At 69.2% G+C, this 20,218-nt stretch carries 17 protein-coding genes and 2 rRNA genes; 9 read left to right on the top strand and 10 right to left on the bottom strand.

All coding sequences use genetic code 11. The features are described from left to right. Positions 1-137: 137 nt before the first annotated feature. The 3 genes from DI269_RS00220 to arc form a co-directional block, all read right to left on the bottom strand. Positions 138-353 (bottom strand): ubiquitin-like protein Pup, encoded by a 216-nt coding sequence (locus DI269_RS00220; protein WP_091028433.1) that lies wholly within the window; start codon positions 351-353, stop codon positions 138-140. Between the two features lie 111 nt (positions 354-464). Next, positions 465-1,970 carry a depupylase/deamidase Dop gene (gene dop / locus DI269_RS00215; RefSeq protein ID WP_112133163.1) on the bottom strand — a complete coding sequence of 502 codons (1,506 nt, stop codon included), beginning with the start codon at positions 1,968-1,970 and terminating at the stop codon, positions 465-467. 253 nt (positions 1,971-2,223) lie between these two features. Then, a complete protein-coding gene (gene arc, locus DI269_RS00210; protein ID WP_112133162.1) occupies positions 2,224-4,005 on the bottom strand; it encodes a proteasome ATPase in 1,782 nt (593 codons plus the stop codon). Positions 4,006-4,122: 117 nt separating this feature from the next. Between arc and DI269_RS00205 the strand changes: the two genes are divergently transcribed. Then, a complete protein-coding gene (locus DI269_RS00205; RefSeq protein ID WP_112133161.1) occupies positions 4,123-4,410 on the top strand; it encodes a ferredoxin in 288 nt (95 codons plus the stop codon). A gap of 99 nt (positions 4,411-4,509) precedes the next feature. Here DI269_RS00205 and DI269_RS00200 read toward each other — a convergent pair whose 3' ends face one another. The 3 genes from DI269_RS00200 to DI269_RS00190 are packed head-to-tail and all read right to left on the bottom strand — an operon-like array spanning position 4,510 to position 7,341. Beyond that, positions 4,510-5,424 carry a tRNA (adenine-N1)-methyltransferase gene (locus DI269_RS00200; RefSeq protein WP_112133160.1) on the bottom strand — a complete coding sequence of 305 codons (915 nt, stop codon included), beginning with the start codon at positions 5,422-5,424 and terminating at the stop codon, positions 4,510-4,512. A gap of 27 nt (positions 5,425-5,451) precedes the next feature. Further along, positions 5,452-6,555: a M50 family metallopeptidase gene (locus DI269_RS00195; protein ID WP_112133159.1), complete on the bottom strand. Its 1,104-nt coding sequence runs from the start codon at positions 6,553-6,555 to the stop codon at positions 5,452-5,454. An 18-nt stretch (positions 6,556-6,573) separates the two neighbouring features. Continuing rightward, positions 6,574-7,341, bottom strand: coding sequence for a class I SAM-dependent methyltransferase (locus DI269_RS00190; protein WP_112133158.1), 768 nt, complete (start codon positions 7,339-7,341; stop codon positions 6,574-6,576). Positions 7,342-7,420: 79 nt separating this feature from the next. Between DI269_RS00190 and DI269_RS00185 the strand changes: the two genes are divergently transcribed. The 7 genes from DI269_RS00185 (at position 7,421) to DI269_RS00155 (ending at position 17,382) form a co-directional block, all read left to right on the top strand. Further along, on the top strand, positions 7,421-8,251 hold the full coding sequence (locus DI269_RS00185; RefSeq protein WP_112133157.1) for a RecB family exonuclease: 831 nt from the start codon (positions 7,421-7,423) through the stop codon (positions 8,249-8,251). A gap of 65 nt (positions 8,252-8,316) precedes the next feature. Beyond that, positions 8,317-9,555 (top strand): sensor histidine kinase, encoded by a 1,239-nt coding sequence (locus DI269_RS00180; protein ID WP_112133156.1) that lies wholly within the window; start codon positions 8,317-8,319, stop codon positions 9,553-9,555. Then, the gene (locus DI269_RS00175) at positions 9,552-10,229 is read left to right on the top strand and encodes a response regulator (protein WP_112133155.1); all 678 of its coding nucleotides are present in this window, start codon (positions 9,552-9,554) and stop codon (positions 10,227-10,229) included. The genes DI269_RS00180 and DI269_RS00175 overlap by 4 nt, the downstream gene beginning before the upstream one ends. Before the next feature lie 279 nt (positions 10,230-10,508). Further along, positions 10,509-11,285, top strand: a complete 777-nt coding sequence (locus tag DI269_RS00170; RefSeq protein ID WP_112133154.1) for an ABC transporter ATP-binding protein — start codon at positions 10,509-10,511, stop codon at positions 11,283-11,285. A 2-nt stretch (positions 11,286-11,287) separates the two neighbouring features. Beyond that, positions 11,288-13,816, top strand: a complete 2,529-nt coding sequence (locus DI269_RS00165) for an ABC transporter permease (RefSeq protein WP_112133153.1) — start codon at positions 11,288-11,290, stop codon at positions 13,814-13,816. A gap of 224 nt (positions 13,817-14,040) precedes the next feature. Beyond that, positions 14,041-14,832 (top strand): ABC transporter ATP-binding protein, encoded by a 792-nt coding sequence (locus DI269_RS00160; protein WP_112133152.1) that lies wholly within the window; start codon positions 14,041-14,043, stop codon positions 14,830-14,832. A 3-nt stretch (positions 14,833-14,835) separates the two neighbouring features. Beyond that, positions 14,836-17,382: an ABC transporter permease gene (locus tag DI269_RS00155; protein WP_112133151.1), complete on the top strand. Its 2,547-nt coding sequence runs from the start codon at positions 14,836-14,838 to the stop codon at positions 17,380-17,382. Positions 17,383-17,453: 71 nt separating this feature from the next. On the opposite strand, the gene DI269_RS00150 is transcribed toward DI269_RS00155, so the two are convergent. Together DI269_RS00150 and DI269_RS00145 are read right to left on the bottom strand one after the other, a co-directional pair. Then, positions 17,454-18,899 (bottom strand): sugar porter family MFS transporter, encoded by a 1,446-nt coding sequence (locus tag DI269_RS00150; protein WP_112133150.1) that lies wholly within the window; start codon positions 18,897-18,899, stop codon positions 17,454-17,456. 126 nt (positions 18,900-19,025) lie between these two features. After that, complete coding sequence (locus DI269_RS00145; protein ID WP_269814124.1) at positions 19,026-19,478, bottom strand: carboxymuconolactone decarboxylase family protein; 453 nt, start codon at positions 19,476-19,478, stop codon at positions 19,026-19,028. Positions 19,479-19,651: 173 nt separating this feature from the next. Between DI269_RS00145 and DI269_RS26645 the strand changes: the two genes are divergently transcribed. Next, the gene (locus DI269_RS26645; RefSeq protein ID WP_157974657.1) at positions 19,652-19,801 is read left to right on the top strand and encodes a hypothetical protein; all 150 of its coding nucleotides are present in this window, start codon (positions 19,652-19,654) and stop codon (positions 19,799-19,801) included. Positions 19,802-19,851: 50 nt separating this feature from the next. Here DI269_RS26645 and rrf read toward each other — a convergent pair. Both rrf and DI269_RS27425 read right to left on the bottom strand, forming a co-directional pair. Continuing rightward, positions 19,852-19,968, bottom strand: a 5S ribosomal RNA gene (rrf, locus tag DI269_RS00140). Positions 19,969-20,114: 146 nt separating this feature from the next. Continuing rightward, positions 20,115-20,218 (bottom strand): 23S ribosomal RNA (locus tag DI269_RS27425); the annotation flags it as partial.

Below are 20,218 nucleotides of genomic sequence, written 5' to 3'. Positions count from 1 at the left end.
GAATCCTTGACCTGTCACGACATGACCTCCCTAATTCTCTATTCTTTTCGACGCTCGGCCGAGATTGCGACTGAACGGCGCCAGGGTCCCGGTGCGCCTGCTCGTCACACCAGGTGCCCTGTCGACCGCAGGTGCGGCTACTGGCCGCCCTTCTGCACGAACGAGCGGACGAACTCCTCGGAGTTGGTCTCCAGGACCTCGTCGATCTCGTCGAGCAGGTCGTCGACTTCTTCGGTGATCGCTTCGTGGCGTTCGGCGATCTCGGGGTCTACAGCGGCCTCGGTGGTCTCGGCATCTGCTTCCTGCCGGGACCGCTGCGACTGCGACTGCCCGCCGGAGTCCTTCGCTGCCATAGCTGTTCCCTTCTACCTTGACGGTGCATAAACCGTACCGCGAGAGTACGACAGCACGCCAGATACGACGCTGTACCACTCTGTAATATTCCCGCGGCGGTCCGGTGTCGGCTAGTCGGCGGTGATGACGTCCAGGAGGTCCTTGGCCGCCGCGCAGCGCTCGAACAGCTCCCCCACATGGGCTTTGGTGCCCTTCTCGGGCTCCATCATGGGCACTCGCACGAGCGAGTCGGCGCCGACGTCGAAGATGACGGAGTCCCACGAGGCCGCGACGACCTCGGAGGGGTAGCGCGAGAGGCAGCGGCCGCGGAAGAACGCGCGGGTGTCGCTGGGCGGCTCGGTCATGGCGTTGATGATCTCGGTGTCGGTCAGGAGCCGCTTCATCTTGCCGCGGGCGACCAGCCGGTGGTAGAGGCCCTTCTCGGGGCGCACGTCGTGGTACTGGAGGTCGATGGCCTGGAGCTTGGCGGCGCCCCAGTCGAGGCCCTCGCGCTCGCGGTAGCGCTCCAGCAGGGAGAGCTTCGCGGGCCAGTCGAGCATGTCGGCCAGCTCCATGGGGTCGCGGGCCAGCGCGTCGAGGACGTACGCCCACTGGTCGAGGACCTCGCGGGTGGCGGGGTCGGCGTCGGGGCCGCAGTAGGCCTCAGCCTGCTCCAGGATGGACATCTGGAGTTCGACCGCGGTGAGCCGCTTGCCGTTGCGCAGTTCGATCTTGTGGGTGAGGGTCGGGTCGTGGGAGACGGCCCGCAGTTCGGCGACGGGCTCGGCGATGCCGAGGGTGCCGTCGAAGACGCCGGACTCGATCATGGCCAGGACGATCGAGGCGGTGCCGACCTTGAGGTAGGTGGCGTGCTCGGCGAGGTTGGCGTCGCCGATGATGACGTGCAGGCGCCGGTAGCGCTCGGCGTCGGCGTGCGGTTCGTCGCGGGTGTTGATGATGGGGCGCTTCAGGGTGGTCTCCAGCCCGACCTCGACCTCGAAGAAGTCGGCGCGCTGGGAGATCTGGAAGCGGTGCTCGGAGGCGTCCTGGCCGATGCCGATGCGCCCGGCGCCGGCGAAGACCTGGCGGGTGACCAGGAACGGCGTGAAGTGGGCGACGATGTCGGCGAAGGGCGTCTGGCGCGACATAAGGTAGTTCTCGTGGGCGCCGTAGGAGGCGCCCTTGTTGTCGGTGTTGTTCTTGTACAGGTTGATGGGGCCGATGCCGGGCGTGTGGGCGGCCCGGAGGGCGGCCTCGGCCATGGTCATCTCGCCGGCCTTGTCGAAGAGGACGACCTCGCGGGGGTTGGTGACCTCGGGCGTGGAGTACTCGGGGTGGGCGTGGTCGACGTAGAGGCGGGCGCCGTTGGTGAGGATGACGTTGGCGAGCCCGGAGTCCTCGTCGGCGAGGTTCTCGGCGGGGTCGTAGAGGGCCCCGGTGTAGGTGAAGCCGCGGGCGTCGCGCAGGGGGGTCTCCTCCTCGTAGTCCCACCTGGCACGGCCGCCCTTGGAGAGTTCGGGGCGGGCGGCGTAGGCGTTGACGATCTGCGAGGAGGTCACCATCGGGTTGGCCCCCGGCTGGCCCGGCACGGAGATCCCGTATTCGATCTCGGTGCCCATGATGCGGCGAACGGTCATGCCTTCGAGCCTAGTCCGTCCAGGCCCCTTTGCGCCCCCTCGGAGGGCGTCCGACTGGATTTCCGCCAGCTCGATGTGCAATTGCCTCATGGATATCGGTTACCCGGGGAATGGGGTGCCGACACGTTCGGGACAGGGGGAATCGGCCGGCGGGGCGATCCCGCCGGCCGATTCACCGCTCAGCGTCTAGAGGCCGTGCCTTAGGTACCTTTCGCTTCGCTACAGGCTGTGCTTCCTGGTACCTTCCGCTTCGCTACAGGTACTGACCGGTGTTCGACACGGTGTCGATGCTGCGTCCGGAGTCGGCGCCCTTGCCGGAGACGAGCGTGCGGATGTAGACGATCCGTTCGCCCTTCTTGCCGGAGATGCGGGCCCAGTCGTCCGGGTTGGTGGTGTTCGGCAGGTCCTCGTTCTCGCGGAACTCATCCACAGTGGAGTCGATGAGGTGCGTGAGGCGGATGCCCCTGGACTGGTTGGTGAGGAAGTCCTTGATGGCCATCTTCTTGGCGCGGGCCACGATGTTCTCGATCATGGCGCCGGAGTTGAAGTCCTTGAAGTACAGGACCTCCTTGTCGCCGTCGGCGTACGTGACTTCGAGGAAGCGGTTCTCGTCGACCTCGGAGTACATGCGCTCGACGACCGCCTGGATCATCGAGTTGACGGTGGCGTCGCGGTCCTTGTCGTGCTCGCGCAGGTCGTCGTCGTGCAGCGGCAGGGTCGTGGTGATGTACTTCGAGAAGATGTCCTTCGCGGATTCGGCGTCGGGCCGCTCGATCTTGATCTTGACGTCCAGGCGGCCGGGCCGCAGGATCGCCGGGTCGATCATGTCCTCGCGGTTGGAGGCGCCGATGACGATGACGTTCTCCAGGCCCTCGACGCCGTCGATCTCCGACAGCAGCTGCGGGACGATCGTGTTCTCGACGTCGGAGGAGACGCCCGATCCGCGCGTGCGGAATATGGAGTCCATCTCGTCGAAGAAGACGATGACCGGCATGCCCTCGCTGGCCTTCTCGCGGGCCCGCTGGAAGACCAGGCGGATGTGCCGCTCGGTCTCGCCGACGTACTTGTTCAGCAGCTCGGGGCCCTTGATGTTGAGGAAGTAGGAGCGCCCGGAGGCCTCCTCCCCGCGCATCTCGGCGACCTTCTTGGCCAGCGAGTTGGCGACGGCCTTGGCGATGAGCGTCTTGCCGCAGCCGGGCGGGCCGTAGAGCAGGATGCCCTTCGGCGGCCGCAGCTCGTGCTCGCGGAAGAGGTCGGCGTGCAGGAACGGGAGCTCCACGGCGTCGCGGATCATCTCGATCTGCCCGTCGAGGCCGCCGATGTCGTAGTAGTCGACGTCGGGGACCTCTTCGAGGACCAGCTCCTCGACCTCGCTCTTCTGGATGCGCTCGTACGCGTAGCCCGCGCGCGGCTCGATCATGACCGAGTCGCCGGCGCGCAGCGGCCCGTTGATGAGCGCGTCGGAGAGCAGCACGACCCGCTCTTCGTCGGCGTGGCTGGTCACGAGGGCGCGGTCCGGCGGGCCGCCGCCGGGGACCTCGATGAGCTCCTTGAGGGTGACCACTTCGCCGATGCGCTCGTAGTCGAGGACCTCGACCACGTTCATGGCGTCGTTGAGCAGGACCTCCTGGCCGCGCTCCAGTTCCTCGGGGTCGATCGAGGGGGCGAGCGACACGCGGAACTTGCGGCCGGAGGTGAAGACGTCTACGGTGCCGTCTTCGCGCGCGCCCAGGAACACGCCGTACCCGGACGGCGGCTGGGCGAGCCGGTCGATTTCCTCTTTCAGTGAGACGATCTGCTCGCGGGCCTCTTTCAAGGTCGACACGAGCCGCTCGTTCTGCTCCGACAGGCGGTCGATCTGGGATTGGGCGGCGGCGAGCCGCTCCTCCAGGATGTGCATGTGTCGGGGCGTTTCGGTGAGACGGCGCCGAGCCGCGGCCAGTTCTTCCTGGAGCTCTTCGACCTGTCCTGACAGTTCGTCGCGCTCTGAGCCCTGGCCCAGGTTCTGTCGACGGTCTTCGTTGCTTCGTGCCACGGGTCACACCTCCCAGGAGAGTGTTCGTACATCCAACCGTAGCTGGCTGGGGAGGCCAATAGTAAGGCTCGCCACCGACATTGCGCTACATTCTCGATGCGATTTAATGTGGGAGCCATGGCTGTGGAACGTGAACTCGAAGTCTCGATCGACCAGGACGCCTGCACCGGGGACGGGCTCTGCGTGCAGTACGCCCCGGACGTGTTCGAGTTCGACATCGATGGACTCGCATACGTCAAGGACACTGAGGGCGAGCTGTTGACTACGGCGGGTTCCCAAGTCAGAGTGCCCGAACGGCTGCGCCTCGACATCGTCAACGCCGCGCACGACTGCCCCGGCGAGTGCATCTACGTCCGCGACTCCGCCTCCAAGGCGCCCGTCGCGGGCCCCGGCGCCGACGACTAGACCGGAACGAAGCAGCGCGGCTCCCTCGTTTGAGGAGCCGCGCTATCTTGTTTCAGCACTTGGGAAGTCGTGAATCCGACTCAGAAAACCCGCAGATTGTTACTCTTCCGTTACATCTTCTGTCGGCTTCGCCTCGGCCTCGGCGGCGATCCGCGCGTTCCGCTCGCGCAGCGCCTGCTGGCCCTTGGAGGGCTTGAGCTTACGCGCCGGGGCCACCGTCCCGGGGGCGAGTTTGCGGGCGGTGATGAGGAACGCGGTGTGCGCGATCATGCGGTGGTCGGGGCGGACGGCGAGGCCCTCCAGGTGCCAGCCGCGGATCATCGACTCCCACGCCTCGGGCTCGGTGAAGGTCTTGCGCTCGCGCAGCGCCTCGACCAGTTCCGACATCTGCGTGGTGGTCGCGACGTATCCGATGAAGACGCCGCCGGGGCGCAGGATGCGCTCCACAGTGTCCAGTACCTCCCACGGCGAGAGCATGTCGAGCACGACCCGGTCGACCGGCGCGTCCAGCTCGGCCTCGGCCACGTCGCCCACCGTCAGCGTCCACTGCTCGGGGAGCTCCCCGTAGTAGCCCTGGACGTTCTCCTGGGCGATCTTCGCGAAGTCCTCGCGCAGCTCCCACGAGAAGACCCGCCCGGTCGGGCCCACGGCCCGCAGCAGCCAGTTGGTGAGCGCGCCCGAGCCGGCGCCGGCCTCGACCACGCGCGCGCCCGGGTAGATGTCGCCGAACGTGAGGATCTGGGCGATGTCCTTGGGGTAGATGACCTGGGCCCCGCGGCGCATCGACAGGCCGTAGTCGGGCAGGAGCGGGCGCAGCGCCAGGTAGGCGGTGCCGCCCTCGGTGGTGACCGTGACGCCGTCGGGCTTGCCGATGAGGTCGTCGTGGAAGAGCCGCCCGCGGTGGGTGTGGAAGGCGCCGCCCTCGGCGAGGGTGATCGTGGCCTTCCGGTTCTTCGCGTCGGTCAGTTGGACGCGGTCGCCCGGTGCCAGCAGGTCAGATGCCACTTGCCTCATGTCTCCTTCGGTCAGGTCCGAAGCATCTTAACGGAGGGCTTTGACCACGTCGGCGGTGTAGAGCAGCCCTGTCAGGCGCCCCTCATCGACCACGAAGAACCGGTCGGCGCCGCTCTTGCCGATCGCGTCGACCAGCGCCTGGCCCTTGAGGGCGGAGTCGATGCCGGGGATCTGCTTCGCCGAGCGCAGCAGGCCGCCCAGCGGCATCGCGCCCACCTGGTCGGCCGGGACGGCCTCGGCGCTGGCGCGGTCGAGCACGCCCACCGGGCGCCCGTCGACGGCCACGACCTCGCGGCCATCGGCGGCGGCCAGGGCCTCGCCGAGGGTCGAGGCGGCACTGACGACGACCACCGGGCGGGCCAGCGCGGCCGCGTCGAGGGCCTTGACGCGCGGGCCCATGCGGGCGGCGCGGATCGCCGAGGAGGCCCCGCGCCACAGCTCGAAGGCGACCATGAGGAGCAGGATCAGGCCGATCCAGGAGAACCAGCGGTTGGAGAAGAGCCACAGACCGGCGCCGACGGTAGCGACGGCGACGACGCGCCCGGCCCACCCGGCGACGCGGTAGCCGCTCCAGCGGTCGCCCGTGGCGGCCCAGATGCCGGCCTGGAGGGCCTTGCCGCCGTCCAGCGGCAGGCCCGGGAGCAGGTTGTAGGCGGCGACGAGGAGGTTGGCGACGCAGACCTGGAAGCACAGCTGCCAGGCGAGCGTGCCCATCTCGATCGCGGCGACCCCGGCGAGGCCGACCAGGCCCAGCAGCAGCGAGACGGCGGGCCCGGCCAGCGCGATCGCGGCGGCCGTCCCGGGCTTGGGGGCCTCGCGGTCCATCTCGGTGAAGCCGCCGAGGGCGTCGAGGTTGATCTGGCGGACGCCGATCCCGGCGCGCAGGCTCACCAGCGCGTGGCCGAGCTCGTGCAGGAAGACCGACAGGAGCAGGGTCAGCGCGAACAGGGCGGCGACGGCGAGCGAGGCGCCCGCGCCGATGCCGGGCACCGAGCGCTGGACGACCGGCGCGTACACGGCCACGACCATCGCGGCGAGGATGAGCCACGTGTAGCCGAGCGTCACGGGGATGCCCTTGACGCGGACGAGCGTGAAACCGGAGCGGCGGAAGGCCAGGACGTTGGTCGTCATCGGCGGCAATGCTACGCGCTAGACGGGCCGGACCCTGAATGCGTAGGTCTTGTAGGGCATCGGAAAGGTCTCATGCCCGGCGAGGTCGGGGTGGGTGGCGAGGAGGTCCTCGACGCCCGCGACGAGTTCGCGCTGCCGCTCGGGGCCGGCGGTGAGGTAGTAGGAGCGCGATTGGACGAGCCGGACCAGGCCGGCCGGGTCGAGGGGCTTCTCGTGCCGGAAGACGCGGACCTCGGCTTCGCCGAAGACGGGCCCGAAGTAGCCAGGCTCGGCGGCGCCGAGGGCGGTGATCTCCCCCTTGGAGGAGCCGATGACCTCGGTGAGCCGCTCCACCCAGTCGACGGACTCGTCGCGGAGGTTCCAGATCGGGGCGAGGACCCCGCCGGGGCGCAGAACACGGCGGATCTCGGGGAGGGCCTTGGCCCGGTCGAACCAGTGGAAGGCCTGCCCGGCGGTGACCACGTCGGCGCTGGAGTCTGCGAGCGGGAGGGCCTCGGCGCTGCCGGGGCGGGCGGCGACCAGGCCGGTGGTCGCGGCGGTGAGCTTGGCGAGCATCTGCTCGTCGGGGTCGACGGCGGTGACCCGGTGGCCGAGGGCGATGAGGCCGCGGGTGAGCAGGCCGGTGCCGGCGCCGAGGTCGACGACGTCGGCGGGCTGGTCGCCGGCGAGCCAGGCGAGGGCTTCGGCGGGGTAGACGGGGCGGGCGGCGTCGTAGAGGTCGGCGGCCCGGCCGAAGGAGCGGGCCTGCGCGTTCCGGTCGGGGCGAAGGAGGTCATCGGTGCTCATGCCCTAAACAGTACACGCGTTATGTTACGCGGGCGGGACGCCCGAGAGGCGTGTCGGTCCCCCGCCCTATGCTCGAAGGATGTCGAACGCCACCCGACCGACCCAGCTGTCCCCTTCGCGCGCCGGGGATTTCAAGCAGTGCCCGCTGCTGTACCGGTTCCGGGCGGTCGACCGCCTCCCCGAGCCGTCCTCGCGGGCGCAGGTCCAGGGCACGCTCGTCCACGCGGTGCTGGAGCGGCTCTACGAGCTGGACGCGGGGAAGCGCACCCCGCAGGAGGCGCTGGCGCTCATCGAGCCCGAGTGGTCGAAGCTGAACTCCTCCCAGGAGTACTCGGAGCTGTTCGACGACCTCGACGACGAGTCGGGCTGGCTGCGCGGGGTGCGGCGGCTGGTCGAGACGTACTTCTCCATGGAGGACCCCCAGCGCCTCCAGCCGCACCGCACCGAGTGCCTGGTGACGACCACGCTCGACGACGGCACGCAGCTCAAGGGCTTCATCGACCGCGCCGACGTCAACCCGGCCGGGCTGGTGCGGCTGGTGGACTACAAGACCGGGAAGCGCCCGCCGGACCGCTTCGCGGACAAGGCGCTGTTCCAGATGAAGTTCTACGCGCTGGTGTGGTGGCGCACCCGCGGCACGGTGCCGACGCTGCTGCGCCTGATGTACCTCGGCGACGGCGAGGTCCTGGACTACAGCCCCGCAAAGGGTGAGCTGGAGCAGTTCGAGCGCACGCTCAAGACGCTGTGGGCCTCGATGCGCGAGGCGATCGCCACGGGGCAGTTCCGGCCGCAGAAGTCGAAGCTGTGCGGCTGGTGCGCCCACCAGAAGCTGTGCCCCGAGTTCGGCGGGGAGCCGCCGGCGTACCCGCTGCCGACCGTCCTGCCTGGACTGGAGATGCCTCCTACCTGAGGCGGAGCCGCGAATCATTCCCACGTTCGATGAACGGGGAGGGACCGGCGGATACGGTATAGAGCGTGCAAGCCGCCACCATGCTCCGCCGTCTGCGCCTCTGGCTCCACGAGCGGCCCTTCTTCGCCGACTGCGTGCTGGCGCTGACCCTGGCGCTGGGGTACTTCGGCTACTTCCTGGCGATGGCCCAGATAGCCCCCGAGCTGGACTACTCGCTGGGCCAGATCGCGATGATCATGGTGCCCTTCGTCGTGATCTGCCTGCGGCGCGTCGCGCTGTGGGCCGGCATCGTCCTCGGTCTGGCGATCACCGCCGGCGCGGTGTACATCGAGCCCCTGGAGAGCATGGGCGCCGACAGCGGGATCGGATTCTTCGTGCTGACCTACACCGCCGCGGCCTACCTGCCGCTCGCCCGGGCGCTGGCGGCCACCGCGGCGATCTGGGGCCCGATCACGATGGTGATCTACACCTTCCCCGTGCTGGAGGGGACCGACCACCTGACGGCGACGGTCCTCGTCCTGGTCAACCTGGTCCTCGCGGCCACCGCGTTCTGGATCGGATGGGTCGTGCGCAACCGCCGCGAGAAGGTCGAGGAGCTGTCGGACCGGGCCCGGTTCGCCGAGGAGCGGCAGGAGGCCCTCGCCGCGCAGGCGGTGGCCGACGAGCAGCGGCGCATCGCCCGCGAGCTGCACGACGTCGTCGCGCACCACATCTCGGTCATCGGCGTGATGTCGGAGGGCGCCAAGCGGGTCCTGCGCACCGACCCGGTCGCGGCCGAGGAGGCGCTGACGACGGTGAACCAGACCGCGCGCACCGCGCTGCGGGAGATGCGGGACATCCTCACCGTGCTGCGGAACGGCCATGAGGAGAGCGACCCCGCCGACCTCGAACCGCAGCCTACAGTGGACTCACTGCGGGCGCTGGTGGCGCAGACCAAGGACGCCGGCCTGCCGGTGCGCTACACCATCCGCGGCGAGGAGTACCCGCTGCCGACGGGCGTGAGCCTGGCGGTGTACCGGATCGCCCAGGAGGCCCTGACGAACACGCTCAAGCACGCCGGGCCCCACGCCAGGGCCGGCGTCGTCGTCGACTACGGCGACCAGGAGTTCCGGATCTCCGTGGGCGACTCGGGAACCGGGGCGCCGGTCGTCTCCGGGTTCTCCGGCGGCCACGGCCTGATCGGCATGCGCGAGCGCGCCACGCTCTACGGCGGCACGCTCGAAGCCGGGCCCCGGCCCGGCGGCGGATACCTCGTCGAGGCCCGCTTCCCCAAGAACGCCCACCTCCAGGGAGTGACCACATGAGCGACCGGCCGATCCGCCTGCTCCTCGCCGACGACCAGCAGCTCCTGCGCGCGGGCTTCAAGATGGTGCTCGGCGCCGAGACCGACATCGACATCGTCGGCGAGGCCGGCGACGGCGTCGAGGCGTTCGAGCTGACCCGCCGCCTCCTCCCCGACGTGGTCCTCATGGACATCCGCATGCCGCGGCGCGACGGCGTCGCCGCGACCGCCGACATCGTGCAGGCGAACCTGCCGACCCGGGTCCTGGTGCTCACCACGTTCGACCTCGACGAGTACGTCGTCGGCGCTTTGAGGGCCGGCGCGGCCGGGTTCCTCACCAAGGACGCGCCCGCGGCCGACCTGGTCGAGGCCATCCGCACCGTCCACCGCGGCGGCGCGGTCGTCGCCCCGCACATCCTCTCGACCCTGCTGGGCCGCTTCGCGCAGCACCGCGGCGGCGACGACGACCGCTCCCCCAAGATCCTCGGCTCGCTCACCGCCCGCGAGAAGGAGGTCCTCATGCTCCTGGCGAAGGGCCTCACCAACGCCGAGATCGCCGACTCCCTCACCGTCGGCGAGACGACCGTGAAGACCCACGTCGGGCACCTGCTCACCAAGCTCGGCGTGCGCGACCGCGTCCAGGCCGTGGTCCTGGCCTACGAGACCGGCCTGGTCAAGCCCGGCGCGACCGGCTGAGGCTCCTCCCCGGGTACCGGCCCCTCCGCCTTCGGACGTAGTCGAAGACCGTTCTCGAAGCGGATGCGGCCGGGCCCGGCAGGCCATATGGTCGAAGTGGATCACGCGGACCACGACGCCGAATGACATCAGGTATGATGTCACAATCAGGCGAGTCGACGTCATCGATCCGCTATTACGAAGCACGCCAAGGCTTCACGGGCGGCGTCCCGCGAAGCGAGGAAACCACACCACCGAATCCCTCGGAAAACGACACCTTCACCCGAAAGCGAGAGCGTCGTGTCCACCTCATCCCCTGTCAAGACCACCGCCGTATCGGCCGAAGGCGTCTGGAAGGCCTACGGCACGGGCGAAGCCCAGGTCGTCGCCCTCCGCGACGTCTCGGTCCAGTTCGCCTCCGGCGCCTTCACCGCCATCATGGGCCCCTCCGGGTCCGGCAAGTCCACCCTCATGCACTGCCTCGCCGGCCTCGACACCACCGACCGCGGCACCGTCCACATCGGCGGCACCCCCCTGACGGGCCTGAACGACAAAGCCCTCACGAAGCTGCGCCGCGACAAGATCGGCTTCATCTTCCAGCAGTTCAACCTGCTGCCCACCCTCACCGCCGAGGAGAACATCACGCTCCCGGCCGCCATCGCGGGCGCCAAGGCCGACCCCGACTGGATCAAGAAGATCATCCACACCCTCGACCTCACCGACCGCCTGTCGCACAAGCCGACCGAGCTCTCGGGCGGCCAGCAGCAGCGCGTCGCCTGCGCCCGCGCGCTGGCGACCCGCCCCGACGTCGTGTTCGCCGACGAACCGACCGGCAACCTCGACACCCGCTCGGGCGCCGAGGTCCTGCGGTTCCTGCGCACCAGCGTCGACGACTTCGGGCAGACGATCGTCATGGTCACCCACGACCCCGGCGCGGCCGCCTACGCCGACCGCGTCGTATTCCTCGCCGACGGGCAGATCGTCGAGGACATGGCCGACCCGACCGCCGACAAGGTCATCGACAAGATGAAGCACTTCGAAGAGCTCGTCGCCGCCGCCCAGGGAGAGATCGCCTAGCCATGCTGCGCGCCGCCCTCAAGGGCATGGCGAGCCGCAAAGCCCGCCTCGTCCTCACCAGCCTCGCCGTCGTCCTCGGCACCATGTTCGTCGCCGCCGCGATGGTCCTCACCGCCACCATGGAGAAATCCGTCTCCGGTGTCATCTCCGACGCCTTCACCGGCGTCGACGCGGTCGTCACCGCCGCCGAAGACCCCGCCGCCGCCCAGGGGAACACCCCCAGCGCGACCCTGATCCCCGCCGGCGTCCTCGACACCGTCCGCGGCGTCGACGGCGTCGACTCCGCCGAAGGCGACGTCTCCGGCCAGGTCAACGCCATCGGCGCCGACGGGAAGCTCGTCGGCACCTTCGCCCCCACCATCGGATTCAACTGGAACGACGAGAACCCGGGGCTCAACGAGCTCCGCGACGGCCGCGCCCCGCAGGCCGACGACGAGGTCATCGTCTCCACCCTGTTCGTCACCGAGTCCGGGCTCGACATCGGCGACACCGTCACCGCCTACTCCTACACCGCCGACCGCGTCGAATACGAGATCGTCGGCGTCTTCGGCCTCTCCGGCGACCGCGACTCCCTCGCCGGCGAGACCCAGATGGGCTTCACCACCACCGCGGCCCAGCTCCTGCTCGCCCAGGGCGAGAACGTGTACATGACGATCTTCGTCGACGGCGACGCCTCCACCGAGGACATCGCCGACGCGATCGGCTCCGACTACCGGGTCCAGACCGGCGAAGAGGCCTCCGAGGAAGCGGCGCAGGGCTTCGCGGCCGTCGCCGACATCATGGGCTACATCTTCCTCGGCTTCGGCCTCGTCGCCGTGTTCGTCTCGGTGTTCCTCATCATCAACACCTTCACGATCATCGTCGCCCAGCGCCAGCGGGAACTCGCGCTCCTGCGGGCCATCGGCGCCGGACGCGGCCAGGTCGTCGGCTCGGTCCTCGCCGAAGCCGCGATCATCGGCGTCATCGCCTCCATCCTCGGCCTCGGGCTCGGCGTCCTGCTCGGCTGGGGCCTGTCCCAGCTGGTCAGCTCCTCGTTCATGGGCGGCCTCGCCGTCCGGCTCGAAGTGCCGCCCACGGCCCTGTGGGCGCTCGCCGTCGGCATCGGCGTCACCGTGCTCTCCGCGGTCGTCCCCGCCGTCAAGGCCTCCGGCGTCCCGCCGGTCGCCGCCATGCGCGAGGCGGTCAACCCGCCGAAGCCGCTGCGCGGCATCACCATCGCGGGCCTCGCGGTCACCGCAGTCGGCGGCGTCCTGGTCGCCATGGGGCTCACCGACAACCTCGGCGACCTCGGCCTGCCCGGGTTCCTCAGCGGCGTCGGCATCGCGTTCGTGGGCATCACGCTGCTCACGCCGATCCTGTCGCGCCCGCTCGTGGCGCTGCTGGGCGCGGTCATGTCGTGGTCGTTCTCGGGCCGCCTCGGCAAGCTCAACGCCGGGCGCAACCCGCGGCGCACCGCGATCACCGCCTCCGCACTCATGATCGCCGTCGCGCTCGTCACCGGCATCGCCACGCTCGTCTCCAGCTTCAAGGAGACGACCGAGGAGCTGACGGACTCCAACCTCGACTCCGACCTGATCGTCATGGGCCAGCAGGGGGCCAACATCCCCACCTTCGCGCCCGAGACGCTCGCCGAGATCAAGGCGCTGCCCGACGTGGCCGCGGTCGGCGACCTCTACGGCGAGTTCTTCGGCGCCCAGGTCGACGGCCGGCAGACGGCCCTGTTCGCCAGCGAGGACCTCGCCACGAGCCTGGACATCTTCAGCGGCACCGTCGCCGAAGGCTCGGTCGAGAACCTCCCCGACGACGGCCTGGCCGTCAACGAGTCCGCCGCCGAGGACTACGGCCTGGCGCTCGGCGACACCGTCCCGGTGACCTTCGCCGACGGGACCGAGACGCAGCTCAAGGTCGAGGCGATCCTCGACGACGCCCTGCTCACCGACGGCTGGTGGGTCGCGCCCGCGCAGATCGCGCACTTCACGGTGCCCAAGCCCATGCAGGCGTACATCCAGGTCGCCGACGGCGCCGACGTGGACGCCGTGCAGGACGAGGTGTCCGCGATCCTCGCCGACGAGCCCGAAGTGGACGTCTCCAACAACGCCCAGTTCGTGGCCCAGCAGACCGGCCAGCTCGACAACCTGCTGGCGTCGGTGCAGATCCTGCTCGCGCTCGCGATCATCATCGCGATCATCGGCGTGGTCAACACCCTGGTCCTGTCGGTCCTCGAACGCACCCGGGAGCTGGGGCTCCTGCGCGCGATCGGCATGACCCGCGGCCAGGCAAGGCGCATGATCACCGTCGAGTCGGTCATCATCTGCCTGTTCGGCGCGGTGCTCGGCCTCGCGGTCGGCATCGGCCTGGGCTGGACCGTCCAGCAGGCGCTCGAAGAGGAGGGCCTGACGAGCTTCGCGCTCCCGTGGAACTACATCGTCGGGTACCTCGTCGCGGCCGTGGCCGTGGGCCTCCTCGCCGCGATCGCCCCGGCGGCGCGGGCGGCGAAGCTGAACGTGCTCAACGCCATCGCCTACGAATAGCCTTCATTCCCAAAGGAAACCAGGAGAGGGGCGGCGCCGCAAGGCGCCGCCCCTCCCGTCCGTCCGTCCAAAGGCAGCCGGAGGATCGGCCGAATTGCGGAGGCCGGGCGCGACACTCCGACCTCCGGAGGAGCCCGAGTGTGGCCCCGCGACCGAAGCGGACGGAAGGGCGCGTCCATAGCCTTAAGGGCACAGGAAGCACACCCGACCAGGAAGGCCCTCCCATGCCACTCGCGAATCCCCCCGCCCCGCAGATCACCCGGACCCGCTCCGCTGTCACCGCCAGCAACGTGTGGCGCGCCTACGGCTCCGGCGAGGCCCAGGTCGTGGCCCTGCGCGACGTCTCGGTCCAGTTCGCCTCCGGCGCGTTCACCGCCATCATGGGCCCGTCGGGCTCGGGCAAGTCCACGCTCATGCACTGCCTCGCCGGGCTCGACACCACCGACCGCGGCAGCGTCCTCATCGGCGACACCGAGATCTCGGGCCTGAACGACAAGGACCTGACGAAGCTGCGCCGCGACAAGATCGGCTTCATCTTCCAGCAGTTCAACCTGCTCCCGACCCTGACGGCCGAGGAGAACATCCTCCTGCCGGCCTCCATCGCCGGGGCCAAGCCGGACCCGGACTGGGTCGCCCGCATCATCGCGACCCTCGACCTCTCGGAGCGCCTGACCCACAAGCCGACCGAGCTCTCGGGCGGCCAGCAGCAGCGCGTCGCCTGCGCCCGCGCGCTGGCGACCCGCCCCGAGGTGGTCTTCGCCGACGAGCCCACCGGGAACCTCGACACCCGCTCCAGCGGCGAGGTCCTGCGGTTCCTGCGCAGGTCCGTGGACGACTTCGGGCAGACCATCGTCATGGTCACCCACGACCCGAGCGCGGCCGCGCACGCCGACCGCGTCGTGTTCCTCGCCGACGGGCAGATCGTCGAGGACCTCCACCGGCCCACCGCCGACAGCGTCATCGACACCATGCGCGGCTTCGAGAACCGCGTCCCGCTCGCCGGAGAGGCCCGCTAAGACATGCTCCGCGCCACCCTCAAGGGGATGGCGGCCCGCAAGGCCCGCCTGATCCTCACCAGCCTCGCCGTCGTCCTCGGATCGGCGTTCATCGCCGCGGCACTGGTCCTGACCGCCTCCATCCGCGCCACGGTCGACGACCTCAGCGGCGACTCCTACACCGGCTCCGACGTCCTCGTCCAGCCGGTCGAACCCGAGAACCGGGGCGACCGGCTCGTCCGCGACGGCGTCTCGGCCCAGACCCTCGACGCGATCGAGGCCTCCGGCGACGTCGCCGAAGTCAGCACCACCGTCACCTGGATGATCAACGCCATCGGCGACGACGGCAAGATCGTCGGCGCCCTCGCGCCCACGATGGCCGTCAACTGGGGCGACGAGTCCGTCGAGCGCGAACTGCGCGACGGCCGCGCCCCCGAGACCGACGGCGAAGTCGCCGTCTCCGCCCAGTTCGTCACCGACTCCGGACTCGGCCTCGGCGACACCGTCAACGCCTACTCGCTGGCGACCGACGAGACCGGGTACGAGATCGTCGGCGTCTACGGCTACTCCGGCGGCCGCAACTCGCTCTCGGGCGCAACGGAACTCGCGTTCACCACGACGGAGGCGCAGCGCCTGGTCTTCGGCGGCGAGGACGTCTACACCGCCGTCGCCGCGACCGCCGTGGACGGCGTGAGCGCCACCGAGCTGCTCGCCTCGCTCGAACCGGCGATCGGCGCGGAGTCCGAGGCGCTGACCCGCCAGGCCTACGTCGACGACCTGAACGCCGAGAACGCCGAGGTCACCAACGTCATCGGCTACTTCCTGCTCGGCTTCGGGCTCATCGCCGTGTTCGTGTCGGTGTTCCTCATCGCGAACACGTTCTCGATCGTGATCGCGGGCCGCCTCAAGGAGATCGCGATGATGCGCGCCATCGGCGCCTCCCGCGGTCAGATCATCCGCTCCGTGCTCGCCGAAGCGAGCCTGCTCGGCGCGGTCGCCTCCGTCGTCGGCGCCGGCATCGGCGTCGCCGCCGGCGCGGGCCTCACCTCGATCGTCGCGAACAACCTCCTCGACACCGCCGGCACCAGCCTCGCGATCCCGTGGACGGCCCCGCTCGCGGCACTCGCCGTCGGCATCGGCGTCACCGTCCTCTCCGCGCTCGTCCCGGCCGTGCGGGCCTCCAAGATCCCGCCCGTCGAGGCCATGCGCGAGGCGGCCAAGGCCGACAAGCCGATCGTCGCGGTCACCGTCACCGGCCTGATCATCACGCTCGTCGGCGCGACCGGCATCGTCCTCGGGCTCAACGAGGTCTTCGAGGCCGACCGCACCAACCTCCTGGCCGCCGCGGTCGGCGCGGGCGTCGTGTTCGTCGGCGTGGCGCTCCTGACGGCCTGGCTGTCGAAGCCGCTCGTGGCCCTGCTGGGCTCGGTGTGGGCGTGGTCCTTCGCCGGACGGCTCGGGCGCCTCAACGCGTCCCGCAACCCGCGCCGCACCGCCGTCACCGCGGCCGCGCTCATGATCGGCGTGACCCTCGTGACCGCCACGGCCACGCTGCTCACCAGCGTCAAGGAGAGCCTGGCCGAACGGTTCGAGACCTCGATCCAAGCCGAGCTGTTCATCACCGGCCCGGTCACCTCAAGCGTGCCCGCCACGTTCGACCCGGCCCTCATGGACGACATCCGGGACGCCGACGGCGTCGCGGCCGCCGTCGAGCTCTACTACGACCTCGCCCAGGTCGACGGCACCGAGCAGTACGTCAACGCCACCTCCGACCTCCAGGGCGGCCTTGAGCTGTTCGGCGGCGAGGTCGCCGACGGCTCGCTCGACGGCCTCGGCGAAGCCGAGACCGCCGTCAACGAGTCGGCCGCGGAGCAGCTCGGCGTCGGCATCGGCGACACCGTCTCGGCGACGTTCAGCCGCGGCACCGAGGCCCACGAGTTCACCGTGGTCGCGCTCCTCGCCGACAACGAGGACACCGACGGCTGGTACGTCGACCCGTCCTACGCCGGCGAGTTCTACACGCCCAAGCCGACCACGGCCCTGGTCGACGTCGCCGACGGCGCCGACGTCGACGCGGTCACCGCCTCGGTCGAGGACATCCTCGCCGACGAGCCCGCGGTCAGCGTCCAGAACCACGAGGAGTACCTCGCGCAGGTCACGGTGTTCTTCGACTACGCCATCATCGCGATCCAGCTGCTCCTGGCGCTGGCGATGATCGTCGCGGTCATCGGGGTGATCAACACGCTGGTCCTGTCGGTCCTCGAACGCACCCGCGAACTCGGGATGCTCCGGGCCATCGGCATGACCCGCGGCCAGACCACCCGCATGGTCACCGTCGAGAGCGTCACGATCGCCCTGTTCGGGGCCCTCCTGGGCATCGGCACGGGCCTGCTCCTCGGCTGGGCCGTCCAGCAGGCGCTCGTCTCCAAGGGCGTCGAGTCGTTCGCGGTCCCGACCGCGCTCATCGCCGCCTACTTCGGCGCGGCCGTCCTCGTCGGACTCGTCGCCGCGATCGCCCCGGCGGTGCGGGCCTCCAAGGTCAACATCCTCGGCGCGATCTCCTACCAGTAGGACCTTCTCCAGCAGCGGGGGAAACAGAAGCGGGGCGCCCGATCGGGCGCCCCGCTTCACACGTCTGCGTGTCAGGTGGTCTGGACCGGACCCCGTTCGAGGTCCTCCATGTCCTCCAGCTCGATGCCCTTGGTCTCGCGCACCATCTTCCACACGAAGACGAACGAGATCAGCGCGAACAGCGAGTAGAGGCCGTACGCCAGGAACAGGCCGGTCTGCGCCAGCTCCGGGAACGTGACGGTGATGAGCCAGTTGGAGATCCACTGCGCGGCTGCGGCGACGCCGAGCGCCGAGGCGCGGATCCGGTTGGGGAACATCTCCCCCAGCAGCACCCACACGACCGGGCCCCAGGTGAACGCGAAGCCGAACACGAACACGTTCGCTGCGATCAGCGCGATGACGCCGGCCGCGTCGCTGAGGACCGGGTTGTTGTCGGCGTCCACAGGCGACGACGCGAAGATGACGGCCATGGTGCCGAGCGCGACGAACATGATCGCCGAACCCCACAGCAGCAGCTTCTTGCGGCCGATCCGGTCCACGAGGTAGATCGCGAGGATCGTACCGGCGATGTTCACGATCGAGTTGATGACCGAGGTCAGGAACGCGTCGTTCTCGCTGAACCCGACGGACTGCCACAGCGACGTCGAGTAGTAGAAGATGACGTTGATGCCCACGAACTGCTGGAACATCGACAGGAAGATGCCGACCCACACGATCGGCAGCAGGCCGAACCGCGGCCCGCGCACATCGGAGATGCGCGGCGGGTGGTCGCTGGTCAGCGTCCCCTGGATCTCGATGATCTTGTGGTCGACGTTCCCGCCGACGTACTTCAGCAGGACCATGCGGGCCTTGTCGAGCTGCTGCTTCGCCACCAGGTAGCGCGGCGACTCGGGGATGTTCAGCGAGAACATGAAGTACACGAAGGCCGGGATCGCAGCCGCGGCGAACATCCACCGCCACGCGGTGCCGCCCCACGGGACCTCGCCGCTCGCGCCGCCGGCCGACGCCTGGATGCCGTAGTTGACGATCAGGGCGCCGAAGATGCCGAGCACGATCGCGAACTGCTGCAACGAACCGAGCCGGCCGCGCAGGTGCGCGGGCGAGATCTCGGCGATGTACGCGGGGGCGATGACGCTGGCCGCACCGATCGCGAAGCCGCCGATGACGCGCCAGATCGTGAGGTCCACCGGGCCGGTCGCCAGGGCGCTGCCCAGCGAGGTCACGAAGAAGACGATCGCCGCGAGCATCATGACCTTGGGCCGGCCGATCTTGTTCGCCAGAGAGCCCGCGAACCACGCACCGACCGCGCAGCCCAGGAGCGCCGACGAGACGACGACGCCGGTCTCGACCGAGCCGATCCCCCACTGCGTCTCAAGGGCGCCGGTGGTCCCGTTGATCACGGCCGTGTCGTATCCGAACAGGAATCCGCCCAGGGCCGCGGCGATCGACACGAACAGCGCCGACCCGGTGGGCCCCACGGGTTCGCCGGGCAGCAGACCCTCATTGTCTGTCGTCATCACTCACTCCCGTAGGCGACTTGAACCGATACCACACGTGCCCGAATCCTAAGCCGCTATTGCCGTGTAGATCACGAATTGCCGGAATCCGCACCTACCCCGGCGGGAGTGGTTCCAATCCCCGGACTAGCCCAGCGGCGACCCGTCGATCCGCACGTCAAGGGCCCGCAGCATCCGCGCGAGGGCGATGTACGTGGCACCCGTGACCGTCAGTTCGGTCTGCTCGACCGGCCCGAAGCACTTGTCGAGCGCCGCGTCGTCCCGCTCGGCCCCGGCCCCGAGGTGCTCGGCGTACCCGAGCACCGCCCGCTGCCGCTCGTCGAAGCACGCCGCCCCGCGCCAGTCCGCGATGGACGCCAACTGCTCGGAGTCCAATCCCGACTCGGCGGCCATCGGAAGGTGGTGCGCCAGTTCGTAGTCCGACCCCTCCAGCTGTGCGATCCGGCAGATCATGAGCTCCCGCAGCGACCGGGCCACCGTCGCGTCGAACCGCAGTGCGTGAATGAGGTCGAGCACCGGCGCCAGCAGCGCCGGCGCATGCCCGAGCGCCCGATGCAGATTGATCGGATCCCGCCCCACCGCGGCGAGCCGGCGCGAGGCCGACGGCGGTAGAGGAGCTACAGGAAGACGAGAGATTGAACCAATGTCCACTAATGTGACCTAACTAACTTGTGATGCATACTACGGTTGATTCATCGATGTGGGACAATACCTGTAGGGCAACACCCAGAGCCTGCAACGGAGGAGGCCACGTGAGCACATTCTTTAGCGTCGTCGGAGCTATCGGAATCGCGATCGCACTAGTGACCGTGTCGCTATTGACGTTCCTGGTGACAGGCGCGATCTTCGGCATCGGCGTTGGCGTTGCCAAAGTGAGAGACGCGCTCTCCACTTCCTCTTAGGCATGCAAAGAAGGCCCCCACCTGTCGGTGGGGGCCTCTCGTATGTAGATGTTTGGCGGTGTCCTGCTCTCCCACACCCCCTCGGGTGCAGTACCATCGGCGCTGGAAGCCGTAACGACCGGGTTCGGAATGGGACCGGGTGTGTCACTTCCGCTCTCACCACCAAACAAACCCATGAGACGGGTCTGCTCGACGATCCGCGACCAGCACACACCCGAGGGCGTGGTGGTGCGATCGAGCCTGAGCATGTGTTGTCTCAGAATCGCATAGCGTGCGTGAATGTCGTTTCTACCTGACCCTTGAAGGTCCGTGTATGTGTTAAGTTCTCGGCGGTTAGTACCCGTCCACTCCAAGCATTGCTGCTCTTCCATGTCGAGCCTATCAACCCCATCATCTCTAGGGCGCCTCACCAGACTG

It is taken from the genome of Glycomyces dulcitolivorans (genome assembly GCF_003265355.1).
Classification (GTDB): domain Bacteria; phylum Actinomycetota; class Actinomycetes; order Mycobacteriales; family Micromonosporaceae; genus Glycomyces; species Glycomyces dulcitolivorans.
This window is presented reverse-complemented; position numbering and strand designations above follow the sequence as displayed.

What these genes read in the sequence shown, in the direction of transcription:
- DI269_RS00220 (WP_091028433.1), bottom strand. Translation starts at nt 353, where the DNA reads ATGGCAGCGAAGGACTCCGGCGGGCAGTCGCAGTCGCAGCGGTCCCGG.
- dop (WP_112133163.1), bottom strand. Translation starts at nt 1,970, where the DNA reads ATGACCGTTCGCCGCATCATGGGCACCGAGATCGAATACGGGATCTCC.
- DI269_RS00205 (WP_112133161.1), top strand. Translation starts at nt 4,123, where the DNA reads ATGGCTGTGGAACGTGAACTCGAAGTCTCGATCGACCAGGACGCCTGC.
- DI269_RS00200 (WP_112133160.1), bottom strand. Translation starts at nt 5,424, where the DNA reads ATGAGGCAAGTGGCATCTGACCTGCTGGCACCGGGCGACCGCGTCCAA.
- DI269_RS00195 (WP_112133159.1), bottom strand. Translation starts at nt 6,555, where the DNA reads ATGACGACCAACGTCCTGGCCTTCCGCCGCTCCGGTTTCACGCTCGTC.
- DI269_RS00190 (WP_112133158.1), bottom strand. Translation starts at nt 7,341, where the DNA reads ATGAGCACCGATGACCTCCTTCGCCCCGACCGGAACGCGCAGGCCCGC.
- DI269_RS00185 (WP_112133157.1), top strand. Translation starts at nt 7,421, where the DNA reads ATGTCGAACGCCACCCGACCGACCCAGCTGTCCCCTTCGCGCGCCGGG.
- DI269_RS00175 (WP_112133155.1), top strand. Translation starts at nt 9,552, where the DNA reads ATGAGCGACCGGCCGATCCGCCTGCTCCTCGCCGACGACCAGCAGCTC.
- DI269_RS00165 (WP_112133153.1), top strand. Translation starts at nt 11,288, where the DNA reads ATGCTGCGCGCCGCCCTCAAGGGCATGGCGAGCCGCAAAGCCCGCCTC.
- DI269_RS00160 (WP_112133152.1), top strand. Translation starts at nt 14,041, where the DNA reads ATGCCACTCGCGAATCCCCCCGCCCCGCAGATCACCCGGACCCGCTCC.
- DI269_RS00155 (WP_112133151.1), top strand. Translation starts at nt 14,836, where the DNA reads ATGCTCCGCGCCACCCTCAAGGGGATGGCGGCCCGCAAGGCCCGCCTG.
- DI269_RS00150 (WP_112133150.1), bottom strand. Translation starts at nt 18,899, where the DNA reads ATGACGACAGACAATGAGGGTCTGCTGCCCGGCGAACCCGTGGGGCCC.